The sequence below is a fragment of the Paraburkholderia sp. BL10I2N1 genome, from assembly GCF_004361815.1.
GTDB lineage: Bacteria > Pseudomonadota > Gammaproteobacteria > Burkholderiales > Burkholderiaceae > Paraburkholderia.
In genome coordinates, this window is record NZ_SNWA01000002.1 from 2,056,226 (window position 1) to 2,070,424 (window position 14,199).

The window sequence follows — 14,199 nt, forward strand, 5'->3', positions numbered from 1 at the left end:
GATTCGCTGGAATGCAGAAAAGCCCGCTTGCGCGGGCTTTTTGTTATCTGTCGCGAGCGTCGGCGCGCGTCTATGCCGGTAACGACGCGTATGCCGTAGCGAGATGGTAGGGCGTGGTCGAAGGCATCTCGGCACGCGTAATCTCGCCAGTGGCCGTCATGCTTTCGATCCATCCATGCGGGCGCAGGAAGCGCGCGCGAAAACGCTCGATCTGCTGCGGCAAGGCGATGCGTGCGGCTTCGCTGGCGTGTGTGGCGAGCGCGCGCAGATATTCGGTCTGAGCCCAGATGCGCTGGGCGCTGTCCTTGATGGTTCCAGCCTCGTCGAGCGCGGCCGCCACGCCGCCCGTCGTCGGGTCGATACCATGCTGCTGCGCGAAGCTGAACGCGCGCGTCAGCGCTTCGTCGAGGCCTGACGTTCCCAGCAGGCCGGCCGCACGGCGCACCAGGTAGAACCATTCGAACTGGTGACCTGGTTCGAGGCGATTGTCGTCCGAGCCGAGCGGCAACTCGGCAATACAGCCTGTCGGCTGATGCATGAAGTTGCGCGCGACCACTTCAACGAGGCGCGTGAGTGCGTCGCCGAATGCACCATCCTGCGTCGCCTCGCGCGCGGCGAGCCACGCTTCGGTCAGATGCATCAGCGGGTTTTGCAGAGGCGTGCCGGTGACCGTGGAGAAATCCGCATCGAGCGACGCGTTGAGCAAGCCGTCGCGCGCGTTCGCAAAGCGTTCGGTGATGAGCGCGGACGTGTCGTACATCACGTCGAGTGCATCCTGATTGCCCGAGCGCGCGAAATATTCCGCGCAGGCAAACACGATGAACGCATGCGTGTACAGATCCTTTGAGGTATCGAGCGGCGCGCCTTCCGCATTGACGCTAAAGAACCACCCGCCGTTCAGCGTGTCGTGAAAGTGGCTGAGTAGTGCATCGAACAGCGTATCGGCATGGGCGGCATCGCCCGCCCGCGAGAAAACGAACAATTGTCGAGCGCAGGCCATCGCCCGATAGCGCACAACTGGGAGCGGCCGATGCACGCTGTCCACGGCTTCATACGGCAGATTTAACGCGGCGTTGAAACCCGGCCCTCGCCATAGCGGCAGAACAACCTGCGTGAAGTGTTCACGTAGCTCGGCGGCGAGGGTGGCCGTGGAAGCGGATGTATTCATGCTGCGTGTACTTACTGATAGAAAAGGTCATCGGACAGGGCGACGACGCGGCCAGACGGCAACGACGGGCGGCCTGGAGCGATAGCGGGTTCCTGTGCGCGTCCAAGGATAAACCAGATTTTGTCGGCCGCACGGGATTTTGACCGCGGGTGAGCCAGGCGTTCTGTCATGCAGTTGCTCGATGGCTCATCAAAGTCGGACAACGTGACGTTTGCGTTGCGCCAGGCGTCGACCACGGAATGCGTCGCAAGCCGCAAGCCGGAATTCGTTGCGGCGGTTCTGCTGGGCGCACGAGGACATCGCCAGGCCGACCGGACGTTATCGACCTGACGGCGCTGGAGCACGAGCAGCGTAGGCGCTTACATGAATTCCCGTCGGCGGCTGGGTGTGGCCATGAGACAATGATGTCTCGAAAAACGAAGATGGCATTTTGCAGCGGCGACCCGCGGCAGGCGACCGCTGTCTGACGACTACGACGACCGCTCCTTTCCCTATGGCAGATTCCGCAGCATCCCCGAATACCCGCGTGCCCCGCTCCCGTTCGACGAAGCAGCGCACGGCCACCGTCTCCACCGAAACTGAAAACAAGTTGGCCCGCGCCGCGCGCTCCGCGCAGCGGCTCGCGCAGCTGAGCGATGTGGCGCGCGACGGCAGCACGCTCGACCTGTTCCCCGACGATCCCACGCGCGCGACGCTGGAAGCCATGACCATCGACGTGCGGCAAGGCACGCTGAGGGGCTTCGAATTGCCCGCGGAAGTGCTGGCGGCGGTGGGGCTGTCGGACGGAGGCGAGCCACTGCTGGAGGGGCAGGACGCGAAGCCTGCGCGACGCGTGACGCGTGCGGCAAAAGCAGGCGAGACGGCTTCGGCCTCGGTGCAGACGAGCGTGCTGGATGAGCGTGAGGAACCGACACTGAGCGTAGCGAACGGCCCAGGCGCTGGAATGGGCGCGACGGCTGCGACGGCCATGCCGGCAACCGATGACGTCGCGGCGAAGGCGGCAGATGCAGCGCAAGGTGCGGACAGTGCACCGGCGAACACGGCAGCGGCCGGGCAGGAAGCCGCTGTAGCGGAGCCAGTTGACGCTTCCGCTTCGAGTGTGGCGGTCTCGCGGGTGGCTTCGGTCTTGCCCGCTGCGCCTTCGATGTCGTCTTCGGTGCTGCGCGGTGTCGCGGCTGCCCGCGCCAGCGACGCGGCCGCCTCGGCGCAATCCGCCACATCACAGCAGCGTTCTGCAACGAGCGTCGCAAAGACGGCTACGGCCTTGCGCGAAGCGACCGCGTCTGGAGACGCAATGGCCGCTGGCGATGTGACCTCGAAGGGGTCGCCATTTGCAGGACGCGCGTCTGCTGCGCTATCGACTGACATGCCTGACTCGTCGGTCGCATCGGACGGCACGTCGGCGCGCCCTTATGTTGCTTCGCAACCGCAGCCGGCGACGCACGCGGCTCCGGAACTCGACCGTGCGCGGGCGACGGCCTTCGCTGATACCGTCGATGCGCTTTACGGCGTGATTTCCGACCAGCGTCGCGCGGCGACCGATCACTCGCGGCGGATGAAGTGGATGCTGTCGATCGTCGTGGGGGCGCTGCTTGTGACGGTCGCGATCGGCATCACGCAAACGATGCTTCTGATGCGTCTCACTCGCGAAACCACTGCGCAGCAGCAACGCATCGAGCAGATGATGCTGAACCAGCAAGCCACGTTGTCGACCCTTCTCGACACCGATTCGGCGACGTTCAGCGGACCTGCAATTGCACCGCCTTCGCCGGCGGCTCCGGCTCCGGCTCCTGCTGTCGCGCCTCGTCCTTCGGAGCAGCCGGCGGCGAAGCACGCGACGAAGTCCCGGCAGGCGCACAAAGCGAAACCTGCTACTCCACACTAAGTGCGGCGGCGTAGGGGTGCGGATATCCGCCAGCATGTTTCTACGCTGGCGGACACTTCACGCTGCGGGACTGCATCCCTCGCCCGGAAAGATCAGGCTCGCCTGACCTCGTCGACGAGTCAGCGTGCCGACGCCTTGTTCTCTTCGCGCTGATTGCTTCAGGGCTTGAAGCGGCCTTCCGCCCGCCTTACTGATCGCCTGCTTCAACCATCCCTTCAATGCGCTCGAACCGTTGCTCGCGCGCGGCGTCGACCATCGCGACCACGCAAAGAGCCATGCGGGCGGTCTCTATGCGTTCAATCCTTTCTGGCGACTCGGCGCTCGCTACCAGAGCCCTGTCATCACGTGATTTGCGCACAAAGAGGCCGCCTTGCGAGTTTCGCATTCCCTGGCAGCAGCTTATAGTAGAAGCGCGGCGTGTCAGCGGTGACGCGAGCCTTCTGCGTCAGGACGAACGAATTTGACGGGGGATGTTGCTATGGCAGCAGCGCAGGGTTCAGCTTACGCGACGCAGTCACACACGCCGGCATCACTGCGAGAGCTGGCCAGCTATCTCGAACTGGCGCTGGACGCCGGCCAGGCCGTCTTCGTGATGCGGTACGGGGAGAGTGAGCGCCTCGTGTACATCGGCAACCCTGAGGGCTCGCTGGACGAATTGTCCGGCAGCGGCACGGTCGCCGCCTCGCTCGCGGACGAGATGCTTATGCTGACGCAACCGGGTGTAAACCGGATAACCGCCGACGGCCAGACTTATCGCTTCAAGCGAACGCACAGGTATATTGGGGACTGCCAGGCCGTCGTATTTGCGCCGACGTGACAAAAGCCGGCATTTCCGGACGTGAGCGCTTTTGCGGCCGGTAAAAAAATGCGAACCGAAGTTCGCATTTGAGACATAACAAAGCCGGGTGGAAAACCGGCTACCAGGCGCGGCGCCAAACGCCGCGGCCCGGCGAAGAATCTCTATCAGGCAGCCGATGCAGTCGCCACGAGCTGCTTTGCGGCCTTGTTCGCTGACTCGTAGGTCGCATTCATGGCGGAGAAGGCGGAATTCCACGCTGCAATTGCCCCTTCGCTTCCAGCCGGAGCGTTTTTCGCGAGGTTCTCGACGAAAGCCTGCCCATCCCGTTGGGATTGCTGGAACATCTCCGTGGCGGACTTCAGGAATTCGCCCTGCACGCCCGACACGATTTCGTGAACCTGACGGCCATACGCAGTCACTTTTTCCGCTACGGGTTGCGACAGGCTTGCGGGGAGCGCAAACAGTTCAGACGGGTTGCCGGCGGAGAACGCTTTCGTCAGGATTTCCTGATTTTCAGCCAGGGTGGCCTTGCCAGCTTGCATGTTGAGCGCGACCAGCTTTTCAACGCCTTCGAAGGCCTTGTTCGCAAAGCCAAAAAAAGTTTCCACGCCTGCTTGCTGCGCGGCGACCAACTGTTGGGGGGTAAGAGTGCTCATCACTGCTCCGGTAGGGGGTGAAGCGGCGGGTGCGAGAGGACTCTGACGAAGACAGAAGACACGCGCCGCGAGGGCCAAACGGGCCAATTGCTGCATTGCAACAAAACCCATTCTACGGGCGAATCCCCGGAAGTCAATCTATTTCATCAAGATACCGAAGCGGCGACGATCGCTGTCAATCAGCAAACCTGACATCCCGGTAAGCGCAGACGGTCAGCGCGAGACGCACCCCGGCTGGCAGAGCGCACGATTCCTTTAGCGAAGATTAGGCTTGTGCGAAGTCAAATACATGACGCGGTTGGCGCAAACCGGTTGTGTACCTGAACTTAGGCCGTCGGGATGTGGCCACCTCATGGTGGCTCTTCATATGCGGTCTGAACGGTTCACAGATACATCGCGGCGGCATGGTGTGGAAGGGGTCAGAGTCGCGACCCGTGCGAGGGATAGAATTGCGGCTCGAACTACGCGGAGAACTGAGCCGATGAAAGATGCATTTGAACGCCGCGCGTTGCTGTTGCACCTCGGAGAGGTAATCCAGGCAGTCAGCCGTCTGCTGAAATACGGCGATACCCGTAAAACTGTGCACGAACTTTTGGCGGCGAACGATTCGCTGGGAAGCTTTCGGTTACTGACCCAGATTTCGCGGCACATGATGCCGACAGAGTTTGCACAGCGCGCTGCCGACGCTTTTCTGACGTGGCCGCAAGACTTGCTCGAATTCGAACTGGATCGCGAGGCTCTTGCCTCCGCAGTCCAGAGGAATCTATATGCCGGCAATCCAGCAGGATGGCGGGCGTACGTGGCAGATATGAGAAGGGAAGTGGTGTGGTTCGGTGTCGGCTTGTCACCGGCCCAATCCGCTGAAGACGCGCGCGCCGACTCGATGGCCGAAGAGTCTGGAGTCCAACTGGCGAGCGAGGTGTCCAGCGTTGCCGATGTCGAGCGTACCGACGGCCAGGCCGCCGTCGCCCGGGACAGCGTTGAAACCAGCGATCGGATCTACCCGTCCTGGCCGTGGAAAGCTGTTGTTTAGGCCGCGAAACGCGGCAAGCGGTGGGAGGCGCGATCTTTGAAACAGACTTTCGCGGGCGCCATGTGAAGACGCGGACGACGATCGCGCTTTGATCTGCCGCGATGAATTTCTGACGTTCCACGCAGCACAGGCAGTCAATTCACCGGTTCGATACGACCCCACGGGAGTTCGTTGAAGTCTCACGCACGCGACCTATAACAGAGGTTGCAGCGCGACACGTTATCTGCTCTGAGGCGCCACGCGACAGCCTGAGCAATCCTTCGCTGCGCCGCCAGCGCCCGCCCAAAATCGATGGGGCGTGTGCCTACTCATACTAATTACCAGGTAGGCCAGATGCCGCTTATACACGGCCAGTCTGGCTGTTCCGCTCGCCGCGGCCGCATGCCTGTCCATTTCAGAGCGAGTACTACGGCGGGTATCCAGGTTTGCGAATTGCCGGGAAGAGGACCCGCGCAACTGGCATCAGATTCAAGGAGTCATGACATGAAATCATATCTGGCATTGCCGTTCGCAAGCGTTTTGCTGTTTGCGATGGCCGGGCAGGTGAATGGGCAGGGACTTCAGCCGGATTCGCAGTGGTCCGCTCATGCGAGGATGCAGCAGAACGCCAACGAGTCTGCGCAAGCAGAGACCGACATGTCGTTTGGTAACCTGGGGTGGAGCGCCAATGCGTCACGTCAATTCATGAAGGACACATCATATGGCGGCGTCGCCGCCGCGCATGGCGAGACGGGTGGTCCGGGCAACGCACACTGCTCTACCGGACCTCGATGCGACATCTTCTTTGGTCGGTGACGTTTTGCGGGGCAAGGCGGCCGCGCCGGAGGGCGCGCCGCCCTCATAGGTCTCATCGACACGCAAGCAGTACAAACAGAATCCCGGTCAGCGATTCGCACAAGCGTTCGAAACGTCGTGCTGTTTTATGGGACGTGGCGATCGGCCACGTGGAGTTAACCCGGGTATTCGCTGCGGGTGCTTGCTTGTAATTTCCATCGACGTTATAAATCCCAATAGTTGGAAAAATTAGAAGCATCTTTCTTCTTCCGCTGGGAGGCGTTCCTTCGGCGGCGAATTGATGGTCTGTATCGACGGCGTAAACGGAACATGAGCTTGCGCCTGTTGTCCGTAAGTCATGCTGATGCCGGGAGCCGAAGCAGATCGGGGTTCACGTGCGTTTCGATGATCAGGCGGGCAATCACGTGCGGAACCGCGGCGGCGGTCGTGCCAATGGTGAGCGGTAGAGACTGGTTCGACAAAAGAAGAGAAGACAACAGGTCACGCATTGAATATAAACATTCAACACCGGAGACACCTTCATGCGCGAAGTGCCAGACGTTCAACGGTCGCTCTATACCCAGACTGAATCTGTTCCGCGCTTTGTTGCGCGCGATTCCAGCAATCCCGCCGCCGCGCTTGTTTATTGGCTTGGCGTGTCCGAACCATCGCGCGAAGACAGCTTCTTCGAGGCAATACAAAAGTTCGGCCCGCTGATGCAGTTGGTACTCCCCGACGAACGTCCCGGTGTTTTCGTCAATCGCGGTGCGGTTCACGTGGTCCACAGCGGTGGAATCGTGAAGCGACTGGTGTTCAAGGACCTGTCGTCGCTGGATGTGCGATACGACGGTCCGTGTAGCGACCTTTGTGGCGGGTAGGCAACGCCGTCTGCACCGCGGGTTCCAGCAGGTCGTCGTCGGCGGCCTGCGCCGTCGCTCCTATCGTCAGGTTGAAAGATCCAGATCCGGTCGTCAGGCGCTCCGGCGGGGACCATATCGCCTTCGCCCAGGTTGGAGGCATTTCCGCGCGACCGGTCAGCAACCGCTCCCTCAGACGCAGCCCTTTCCCCGACAAATTCGGACGAACGTACCGCAGCGCCTGTTCCGCTGAATGGGGATGGACCTATTTCCTTGTCTGAAGAAATCCCGCTCGATGCTGATTCGCACTGGTTGTTGTATTGATGCAACGCACCATTGGCAGCCGTGGCCGTGTGACAACCTGCCACACTCAAATTAATGTTGCATTGCACTAGATTTTTATCAGGGAAAACCCTATACTTCTATCTAAGGGAAAACCCTGCATTTCTAATCAACCGGGAGTCGCCATGAGCTTGATCCTTGCACTATTCAATAAGGTTAGCGACCTCTTCGCGTCGCCGTTCCTGCCGATGGATTCTGATTATTCGTACGAAGCGCGCCACCGCGAAGCGGAGCGTGTTCGCAAGTCGCAATATTTCGCCGTTTTCGGCTTCCTGCGCGGCTGATCGACTGTCCGGCGCGCGGAACGTCCGCGGGTCGACTGCGCGCATCCACGTGCGCGCATTGTTTTCAGGGCCCGGTGTGCTAACACGCGCCGGGCTTTTTGTTTCTCCGCGATCCGCGCTTCATTCGACAGCGCCTGCTTCCATCCTTCGCGCACCATTCTGGACAACCGCACCCCCTGCGCAGCCGTTGCGAGCCCAAAGCAGCTAATCGCCGGACTGTCCTTTCATCTGACTTCAGTTCTCCGAATCCACTGGTATTTCATGATTGGAAGGGATGTAACCGGGGCTGACAGGTAGCTGGCAGCCGGCGTCCCTCGAACCGGCTCGCAAGCCGCTGTGCGGCTGGAGTTTTTTGGCATCACCCGGGATTGATCTGCATCGTTGATTTGAAATGTGCGCTTACAGGCCCTCACGTTTCCCGCCGGTTTGTGTCGCTAAAGTGGATCTCAAGCGCACGGCACCGGGTTCCCGATGTTTCACCCGGCCGGCGAACAATCCTGAAGGGAGGTAAAACATGAAAACCTTGAATCGCACGTCACACTCCGTCATTGCAACCCTGCTTGCTGGCGGTGCATTGCTGAGCGCAAGCACCGCGTTTGCGCAGCAGTATCCGATGTATGTCCATAGCGGCCCGCCGCCCGCGACGTACGAGCGCCCGCACATGACGCCTGTCGGCGTGAACATCGACATTGGCTGGCACGGTGACCGCTATTACGACGGACATCGTTACTGGCAGCACGACGAATGGATGCGTCATCACCCGCATGACCCGGATCCGCATCGTCACCACGATGACGACCATCGTCCGCAACCGCGGTACTGATGACGCAACCGGCATGACGTCAGCGATGGCGTGATGAGGTTGACGCAGTCCTGCCATAGGGCCGGCTCTCGCATGAGAGACCGGCCCTGTGTCTTTCAGTCTCCAGAAAATGGCTGCTGCGTTATGCTTCCAGGTTTTCATCGACATCGCGCCGGGAGAGGAGCAGCCTGGACAGGAGCAACCCCGGCGAGCCAGTCGTAGGCGTGGTGGGCACCGGCTTGATGGGCGTCGACATTTCCACGCACCTGATGCCTGAGCTTGCAAAGAACGAAGACGAGATCGATCTGCTGCGCGGGCAGGTGGACGCGGGACGCGTCGGCGCGGGCTTCTACTACTGGGCCGACACCCGCGTGGCGCTTGTGAGGGCCGGGCGCAGGCAAGTCATCAGCCGGGGCTGACTGCGATGAACGACACGACGAAACAGGACGGAAACCCAACCCATGAGCGACAACATTCACTTCTACGACCCCGCCACGGGTCACGGCCTGCGCCACGATCCGTTCAAGGCGATCGTCGCGCCCCGCATGATCGGCTGGATCTCGAGCCGCGCGCCCGATGGCCGTCTGAACCTTGCGCCCTATAGCTTTTTCGGCGCGTTTGCGACTTTCCCGCCGATCATCGGCTTTTGCAGCGAAGGTTATAAGGACAGCATCCGCAACATCGAGGCGACCGGCGAGTTCGCCTGGAACCTCACCACGAGGCCGCTCGCGGAGCAGATGAACCGGACGTCCGCGCCGGTTGGGCCCGAAGTCGACGAGTTCGAGCTGTCGGGACTGACGTCGGCCCCGGGCCGCAACATTGGGGTGCCGCACGTCGCGGAGACACCCGCTGCGCTCGAATGCAAACTGCTGCAGATCGTGAGGCTGAACACGCTCGACGGCGAGCCGATGGACAACTACCTGGCGCTTGGCCAGGTGGTCGGTGTGCATATCCAGAAAGCGTTCCTGAAGGATGGCCTGTTCGACACGCATGCGGCGCAGCCGGTCATGCGCGCCGGTTACCGCGCCGACTACGCCGAAATCGGTTCGATGTTTGAGATGCTCCGGCCGACTGCGTAGCCGGGGGGTATCGTTGCAGCCGGCTTGAGCCTCCGCAGCCGGCTGCAACGGCCCGCAACGCGGCGATACCACCCGTGACGCAACCCGACGTCAGCCGCGCCCGGACGCGTCCAGCTTGAACACGCTGACTACCTGCGCCAGACGCTCGGCCTGATCGCGCAGTTCAGCGGCGGCCTGCTCCGCTTCGCCGACAATCGCCGCATTCTGCTGCGTCGCTTCGCCGATCTGCGTGACGGCGAGATTCACCTGCTCGATGCCGCCGGATTGCTCGCGCGAAGCGACGCTGATCTCGCTCATGATCGCCCGCACCTGGCCCACGCGTTCGACGATGCTGTGCATCGTCGTGCTCGCTTCTTCAGCGATCCGGTAGCCGGACTCGACCCGTGCCGTCGATTCGCCGATCAGCGCTTCGATCTCCTTGACGGCGGCCGCGCTGCGCTGCGCCAGCGCGCGCACTTCCGACGCCACGACGGCGAAGCCCTTGCCGTGCTCGCCCGCCCGCGCTGCCTCGACGGCCGCGTTCAAGGCGAGGATGTTGGTCTGGAACGCGATGCCTTCGATCACGGTCGTGATGTCCGCGATTTTCTGCGACGACCGGCTGATGTCTCCCATCGTCGATACGACGCGCTCTACCGCACGGCCACCTTCGAGCGCCGCTTCCGAGGCGCTGGAGACGAGCGTGTTTGCCTGTGCGGCATGGTCGGCGTTCTGCTGCACGGTGGACGTGATCTGCTCCATGCTCGCGGCGGTTTCTTCGAGACTGCTTGCCTGCGTCGCGATACGCGCAGCGATGTCGCCGCTGCCCGCGGCGATCTTCGCGGTGCCATCCGTCATCTCCGCCGATGCGCCGCGCACCTGCGTGACGATGCGCGCAAGACCTTCGCCGATGCCGTCGATCGCGTCCATCAGCCGGCCGATTTCATCGGTGCGTCCGTTGCCGACGCGCACGCTCAGGTCACCCGATGCGAAGCGCTCCGATGCCTTCGCCGCTGCGTCGAGTGGACGGCTCACCAGCCGGCGCACGGCGACGAGGAAGATCGCCGCAAACGCGGCGACCAGCACGAAACCGATCAGCAGGAAGCGATTGCGGGTCGCGGTGACGTTCGCCATCACCTCGTCGCGCGGCGCGATGCCGCCGATCAGCCATTGCCACTCGGGCACGGTGATGAACGACACGTACTTCTCACGCTCGCCGGATTCGCCGAGTGTTGCGTCCATCGATGTGTACGCGAGCTGTCCTTCCTTTGCGTCGAGCATCTGTTTGTACGGCGCGTTGCCTTCGTCAGCGAGTTGGCCGACCGCGGCCGGATGCACGATGAACTTGCCGCGCTCCGGCCCGTTCGATGCGTCGAGCACGAAGTAATAGCCGCTTTCGCCGATCTTCAGCTGGCGAATGCCTTCCTGGATGGACTGGATCTGCGGGCCGACATCGATGCCGACAAAGAGCGCGCCAATCACCCGCCCGCCGGCGTCGGTCACCGGCTTGTATTGCGTGATGAATCGTTTGCCGAACAGCCCGGCAAGGCCGGTATAAGGCTTGCCGGCCAGCAACGGTGCGTACGCCGGGCCCTTGCGATCGAGCAGCGTGCCGATCGCGCGCGAGCCGTCCTGTTTCTTCAGCGACGTCGTCACGCGCACGAAGTCGTCGCCGCTGCGGGCGAATACCGTCGCGATCGCCCCGCTGCGTTCGAGAAACTGGTCGGGGATCGAAAAGTCAAGATTGAGGGGCTTGTCGCCGGCCTTGATGGTCGGCGTGGCGACGCCGTTGATGTCGACCTTCTGGGTATCGTCGAGCGAATATCCGGTTGGCAGGAAGCTCGCGAACAGCGACATCGAGCGGCCGACTTCAGCCGAGAGGCCGCTGTCGACGAGCGCGATCGTCGCGGCGAGCGAGCGGTCTTTTTCGGCGATGCGCGACAGCATCTGCTCATTGACCTGGTGGCCCGCCGACCGTGTCACGGCCCACGTGAACACAGCGAAGATCACCGCGACGAGGACGCACGAGAGCATGGCCAGCCGGGCGCCAACGCTGGCGCGACGCAGAGAAAGAATATCCATGAATTTTTGCCGTAAAAGGACAGGACGATGCTTGCCGCGCGCCACGCGCGACGACAACGCAGCCAATCCCTTTAACGGCAGGTCACCAGGGCATCTTTAGCTTTGGGTTACTTTTTCTTTCAACGAACTTTCTTCGGAGCTGGCTGAGGCGCTGCCTTGATCGCGCCCTGAGCGGGCGCCGCGCCATGTCCTCAGCAACAACGCGTTCGTCACCACGCTGACGCTCGAGAACGCCATCGCCGCGCCTGCCAGCATGGGGTTCAGCAGGCCGAACGCGGCCAGCGGAATGCCGATCAGGTTGTAGACGAACGCCCAGAACAGGTTCTGCTGGATCTTGCGCCAGGTGCGCCGGGAGATATCGATGGCGGCTGCGACGAGCGCCGGATCGCCACGCATCAGCGTGATCCCGGCGGCCTGCATGGCGACGTCGGTGCCGGTGGCCATGGCGATGCCGATGTCGGCGGCCGCGAGTGCGGGGGCGTCGTTGATGCCGTCCCCGACCATCGCGACGATGCCTGCCGTGCGCATCTTCAGGTCGTGGACGACACGGGCCTTGTCGTCAGGCAGGACTTCGGCATGGAACTCTTCGATGCCGAGCGAGGCGGCGACGCTCGCCGCGCTGCCGCCGTTGTCGCCGGTGACGAGCACGCTCCTGATGCCCATTTCCTTGAGGCGGGCGATGGCTTCGCACGCAGTCGGCTTCACGGTGTCGCCAAAGGCGATCAGCGCGAGGGCCGCGGGCGGTGCGTCGAGATTCATCAGCCATGAGACCGTGTTGCCTTCCGTTTCGAGCTGGCGGGCACGGACCTCAAACTGATCCGGCACGACGATGCCGATTTCCTGCAGCCAGCGGCCGCTTCCGATTGCGAACGTGCGGCCGTCGACATGCGCCTGGGCACCGCGACCGGCCACCGCCCGTGCGGCGGACGCGGCAACGGAAGCACCCGCACGCGAGGCTGCAGCGGATTTCGTTTCGCCTTGTGCCCGCTCATACGCGGCCACCACTGCCCGGGCGAGCGGATGGTCGCTGTGTCGCTGAACCGCAGCGGCGAGCGCGAGCGCCTCGCCACTATCGATACCGATCGCCTCGAACGCCGTGACCGAAGGTTGTCCAAGCGTCAACGTCCCGGTCTTGTCGAACGCAATCACGTTCACCCGATGTGCGATTTCAAGCGCTTGCGCGTCCTTGATCAGCACGCCGTGACGTGCGGCGACGCCGGCGCCCGCCATGATTGCCGCGGGCGTCGCGAGGCCGAGCGCACACGGGCAGGCGATCACCAGCACGGCGACCGCGTTGAGGATGGCGGTTTCGACGCTCGCGCCGGCGATCAGCCAGCCGCCAAGCGTCAGTGCCGCGACGACCAGGATCGCAGGCACAAAGATCGCGCTGACGCGATCGACCAGCCGCTGGATCGGCGCTTTCTCCGCCTGCGCCGATTCGACGAGCCGGATGATCCGCGCGAGTGTCGTTTCCGCACCGATCGCTGTCGTCGTGACGACGATCGCGCCTTCGCCGTTGATCGAGCCGGCGGTGACGGTGTCGTCGGGCTGCTTTGCGACGGGCAGGCTTTCGCCGGTAATCAGCGACTCGTCGATGTGTGTGCGGCCTTCGAGCACCGCGCCGTCGACCGGCACACGCTCGCCCGGCCGCACGATGACGAGCGTGCCAACGCGCACCTGCGCAAGCGGCACCTCGCGTTCCCCGGTCCCGACGCGAATGCGTGCACGATCGGGCCGGAGTGCGTTGAGCGCGCGGATCGCATCGGTGGTCTGCCGTTTGGCGCGTGCCTCAAGCCATTTGCCAAACCGCACGAGCGTTATCACCACGGCCGACGCCTCGAAATACAGATGCATCGTGTCGCCGGGATGCGTCACCATTTCATAGACGCTGATTCCGTACGCGGCCGACGTGCCGAGCGCGACCAGCAGATCCATGTTTCCCGCGCCCGCCCGTACCGCGCGATACGCCGCGCGATAAAAACGCGCGCCGATACCGAACTGGACGACCGTCGCCAGCGCAAGCTGGGCCGCGACGGGCAGCATGGCGTGCAGACCGAACCATTCGCCGACCATCGGCACGACGAGCGGCAGCGTCAGCAGCGCAGCCAGCAGAACGGCGTAAAACTCTTGGCGGGCGCTATCTCGCGGCCTTTCATCCGCGGCGGCGGGGGCGGCGCTCTCGTGAACGGCCGGCGTCGCTTCGTAGCCGGCTTTGGTGACAGCCGCAATGAGCGTGTCGGCCGTGACGGACGTTTCGACCTCGATGGTGGCCTTCTCGGTAGCCAGATTGACGGTGGCACGTGTGACGCCCGGCACCCGACCTAGCGCTTTTTCAACTCGCGACGCACACGATGCGCACGTCATCCCGCCGATGTCGAGTTCAACTGACTCGACGGATGAAGCCGCTGTGGTTGGGTCCGGCGTGGGCGCGACACGCCGGGGAGTAGAAAGATCGGTCATGT

The 14,199-nt window shown here is 62.9% G+C and carries 14 protein-coding genes and 1 pseudogene; 9 read left to right on the plus strand and 6 right to left on the minus strand.

Annotated elements, in window-relative coordinates; genetic code table 11:
* Window positions 1-70 precede the first annotated feature (70 nt).
* Window positions 71-1,168 (minus strand): AGE family epimerase/isomerase, encoded by a 1,098-nt coding sequence (locus B0G77_RS31435; RefSeq protein ID WP_133665773.1) that lies wholly within the window; start codon window positions 1,166-1,168, stop codon window positions 71-73.
* A gap of 168 nt (window positions 1,169-1,336) precedes the next feature.
* Here B0G77_RS31435 and B0G77_RS43530 point away from each other — a divergent pair, with 168 nt between their 5' ends.
* Window positions 1,337-1,498: a hypothetical protein gene (locus B0G77_RS43530; RefSeq protein WP_166656308.1), complete on the plus strand. Its 162-nt coding sequence runs from the start codon at window positions 1,337-1,339 to the stop codon at window positions 1,496-1,498.
* Window positions 1,499-1,694: 196 nt separating this feature from the next.
* Window positions 1,695-3,053, plus strand: a complete 1,359-nt coding sequence (locus B0G77_RS31440; protein ID WP_347814196.1) for a hypothetical protein — start codon at window positions 1,695-1,697, stop codon at window positions 3,051-3,053.
* A 187-nt stretch (window positions 3,054-3,240) separates the two neighbouring features.
* Here the strand turns inward: B0G77_RS31440 and B0G77_RS31445 are convergent, their stop codons facing one another.
* Entirely contained in the window at window positions 3,241-3,438 is a 198-nt protein-coding gene (locus tag B0G77_RS31445; protein ID WP_133665775.1) for a hypothetical protein, read from the minus strand.
* 93 nt (window positions 3,439-3,531) lie between these two features.
* On the opposite strand from B0G77_RS31445, the gene B0G77_RS31450 reads away from it, so the two are divergent.
* A complete protein-coding gene (locus B0G77_RS31450; protein WP_133665776.1) occupies window positions 3,532-3,870 on the plus strand; it encodes a hypothetical protein in 339 nt (112 codons plus the stop codon).
* A 146-nt stretch (window positions 3,871-4,016) separates the two neighbouring features.
* On the opposite strand, the gene phaP is transcribed toward B0G77_RS31450, so the two are convergent.
* Window positions 4,017-4,508, minus strand: a complete 492-nt coding sequence (gene phaP, locus B0G77_RS31455) for a TIGR01841 family phasin (RefSeq protein ID WP_133665777.1) — start codon at window positions 4,506-4,508, stop codon at window positions 4,017-4,019.
* A gap of 481 nt (window positions 4,509-4,989) precedes the next feature.
* Between phaP and B0G77_RS31460 the strand changes: the two genes are divergently transcribed.
* Complete coding sequence (locus B0G77_RS31460; RefSeq protein ID WP_133665778.1) at window positions 4,990-5,541, plus strand: hypothetical protein; 552 nt, start codon at window positions 4,990-4,992, stop codon at window positions 5,539-5,541.
* 483 nt (window positions 5,542-6,024) lie between these two features.
* Entirely contained in the window at window positions 6,025-6,336 is a 312-nt protein-coding gene (locus tag B0G77_RS31465; RefSeq protein ID WP_133665779.1) for a hypothetical protein, read from the plus strand.
* A 335-nt stretch (window positions 6,337-6,671) separates the two neighbouring features.
* Here the strand turns inward: B0G77_RS31465 and B0G77_RS43535 are convergent, their stop codons facing one another.
* The gene (locus B0G77_RS43535; RefSeq protein ID WP_166656309.1) at window positions 6,672-7,100 is read right to left on the minus strand and encodes a hypothetical protein; all 429 of its coding nucleotides are present in this window, start codon (window positions 7,098-7,100) and stop codon (window positions 6,672-6,674) included.
* A 539-nt stretch (window positions 7,101-7,639) separates the two neighbouring features.
* Between B0G77_RS43535 and B0G77_RS43540 the strand changes: the two genes are divergently transcribed.
* From B0G77_RS43540 to B0G77_RS31485, 4 genes and pseudogenes are all read left to right on the plus strand, one after another.
* Window positions 7,640-7,798, plus strand: a complete 159-nt coding sequence (locus B0G77_RS43540) for a hypothetical protein (RefSeq protein WP_166656310.1) — start codon at window positions 7,640-7,642, stop codon at window positions 7,796-7,798.
* 514 nt (window positions 7,799-8,312) lie between these two features.
* Window positions 8,313-8,621: a hypothetical protein gene (locus tag B0G77_RS31475; RefSeq protein WP_133665781.1), complete on the plus strand. Its 309-nt coding sequence runs from the start codon at window positions 8,313-8,315 to the stop codon at window positions 8,619-8,621.
* A gap of 227 nt (window positions 8,622-8,848) precedes the next feature.
* A pseudogene (locus B0G77_RS31480) lies at window positions 8,849-9,019 on the plus strand (3-hydroxyacyl-CoA dehydrogenase family protein); the annotation flags it as partial.
* Between the two features lie 42 nt (window positions 9,020-9,061).
* On the plus strand, window positions 9,062-9,679 hold the full coding sequence (locus tag B0G77_RS31485) for a flavin reductase family protein (protein WP_133665782.1): 618 nt from the start codon (window positions 9,062-9,064) through the stop codon (window positions 9,677-9,679).
* 90 nt (window positions 9,680-9,769) lie between these two features.
* On the opposite strand, the gene B0G77_RS31490 is transcribed toward B0G77_RS31485, so the two are convergent.
* On the minus strand, window positions 9,770-11,737 hold the full coding sequence (locus B0G77_RS31490) for a methyl-accepting chemotaxis protein (RefSeq protein WP_133665783.1): 1,968 nt from the start codon (window positions 11,735-11,737) through the stop codon (window positions 9,770-9,772).
* 96 nt (window positions 11,738-11,833) lie between these two features.
* A complete protein-coding gene (locus tag B0G77_RS31495) occupies window positions 11,834-14,197 on the minus strand; it encodes a heavy metal translocating P-type ATPase (protein WP_133665784.1) in 2,364 nt (787 codons plus the stop codon).
* Window positions 14,198-14,199: the final 2 nt, after the last annotated feature.

Bases quoted from the DNA above. Each gene is read 5' to 3' on its own strand.
- B0G77_RS31450 (WP_133665776.1), top strand. From the start codon at position 3,532: ATGGCAGCAGCGCAGGGTTCAGCTTACGCGACGCAGTCACACACGCCG.
- phaP (WP_133665777.1), bottom strand. From the start codon at position 4,508: ATGAGCACTCTTACCCCCCAACAGTTGGTCGCCGCGCAGCAAGCAGGC.
- B0G77_RS31475 (WP_133665781.1), top strand. From the start codon at position 8,313: ATGAAAACCTTGAATCGCACGTCACACTCCGTCATTGCAACCCTGCTT.
- B0G77_RS31460 (WP_133665778.1), top strand. From the start codon at position 4,990: ATGAAAGATGCATTTGAACGCCGCGCGTTGCTGTTGCACCTCGGAGAG.
- B0G77_RS31485 (WP_133665782.1), top strand. From the start codon at position 9,062: ATGAGCGACAACATTCACTTCTACGACCCCGCCACGGGTCACGGCCTG.
- B0G77_RS31435 (WP_133665773.1), bottom strand. From the start codon at position 1,168: ATGAATACATCCGCTTCCACGGCCACCCTCGCCGCCGAGCTACGTGAA.
- B0G77_RS43530 (WP_166656308.1), top strand. From the start codon at position 1,337: ATGCAGTTGCTCGATGGCTCATCAAAGTCGGACAACGTGACGTTTGCG.
- B0G77_RS31490 (WP_133665783.1), bottom strand. From the start codon at position 11,737: ATGGATATTCTTTCTCTGCGTCGCGCCAGCGTTGGCGCCCGGCTGGCC.
- B0G77_RS43540 (WP_166656310.1), top strand. From the start codon at position 7,640: ATGAGCTTGATCCTTGCACTATTCAATAAGGTTAGCGACCTCTTCGCG.
- B0G77_RS31495 (WP_133665784.1), bottom strand. From the start codon at position 14,197: ATGACCGATCTTTCTACTCCCCGGCGTGTCGCGCCCACGCCGGACCCA.
- B0G77_RS31445 (WP_133665775.1), bottom strand. From the start codon at position 3,438: ATGCGAAACTCGCAAGGCGGCCTCTTTGTGCGCAAATCACGTGATGAC.
- B0G77_RS31465 (WP_133665779.1), top strand. From the start codon at position 6,025: ATGAAATCATATCTGGCATTGCCGTTCGCAAGCGTTTTGCTGTTTGCG.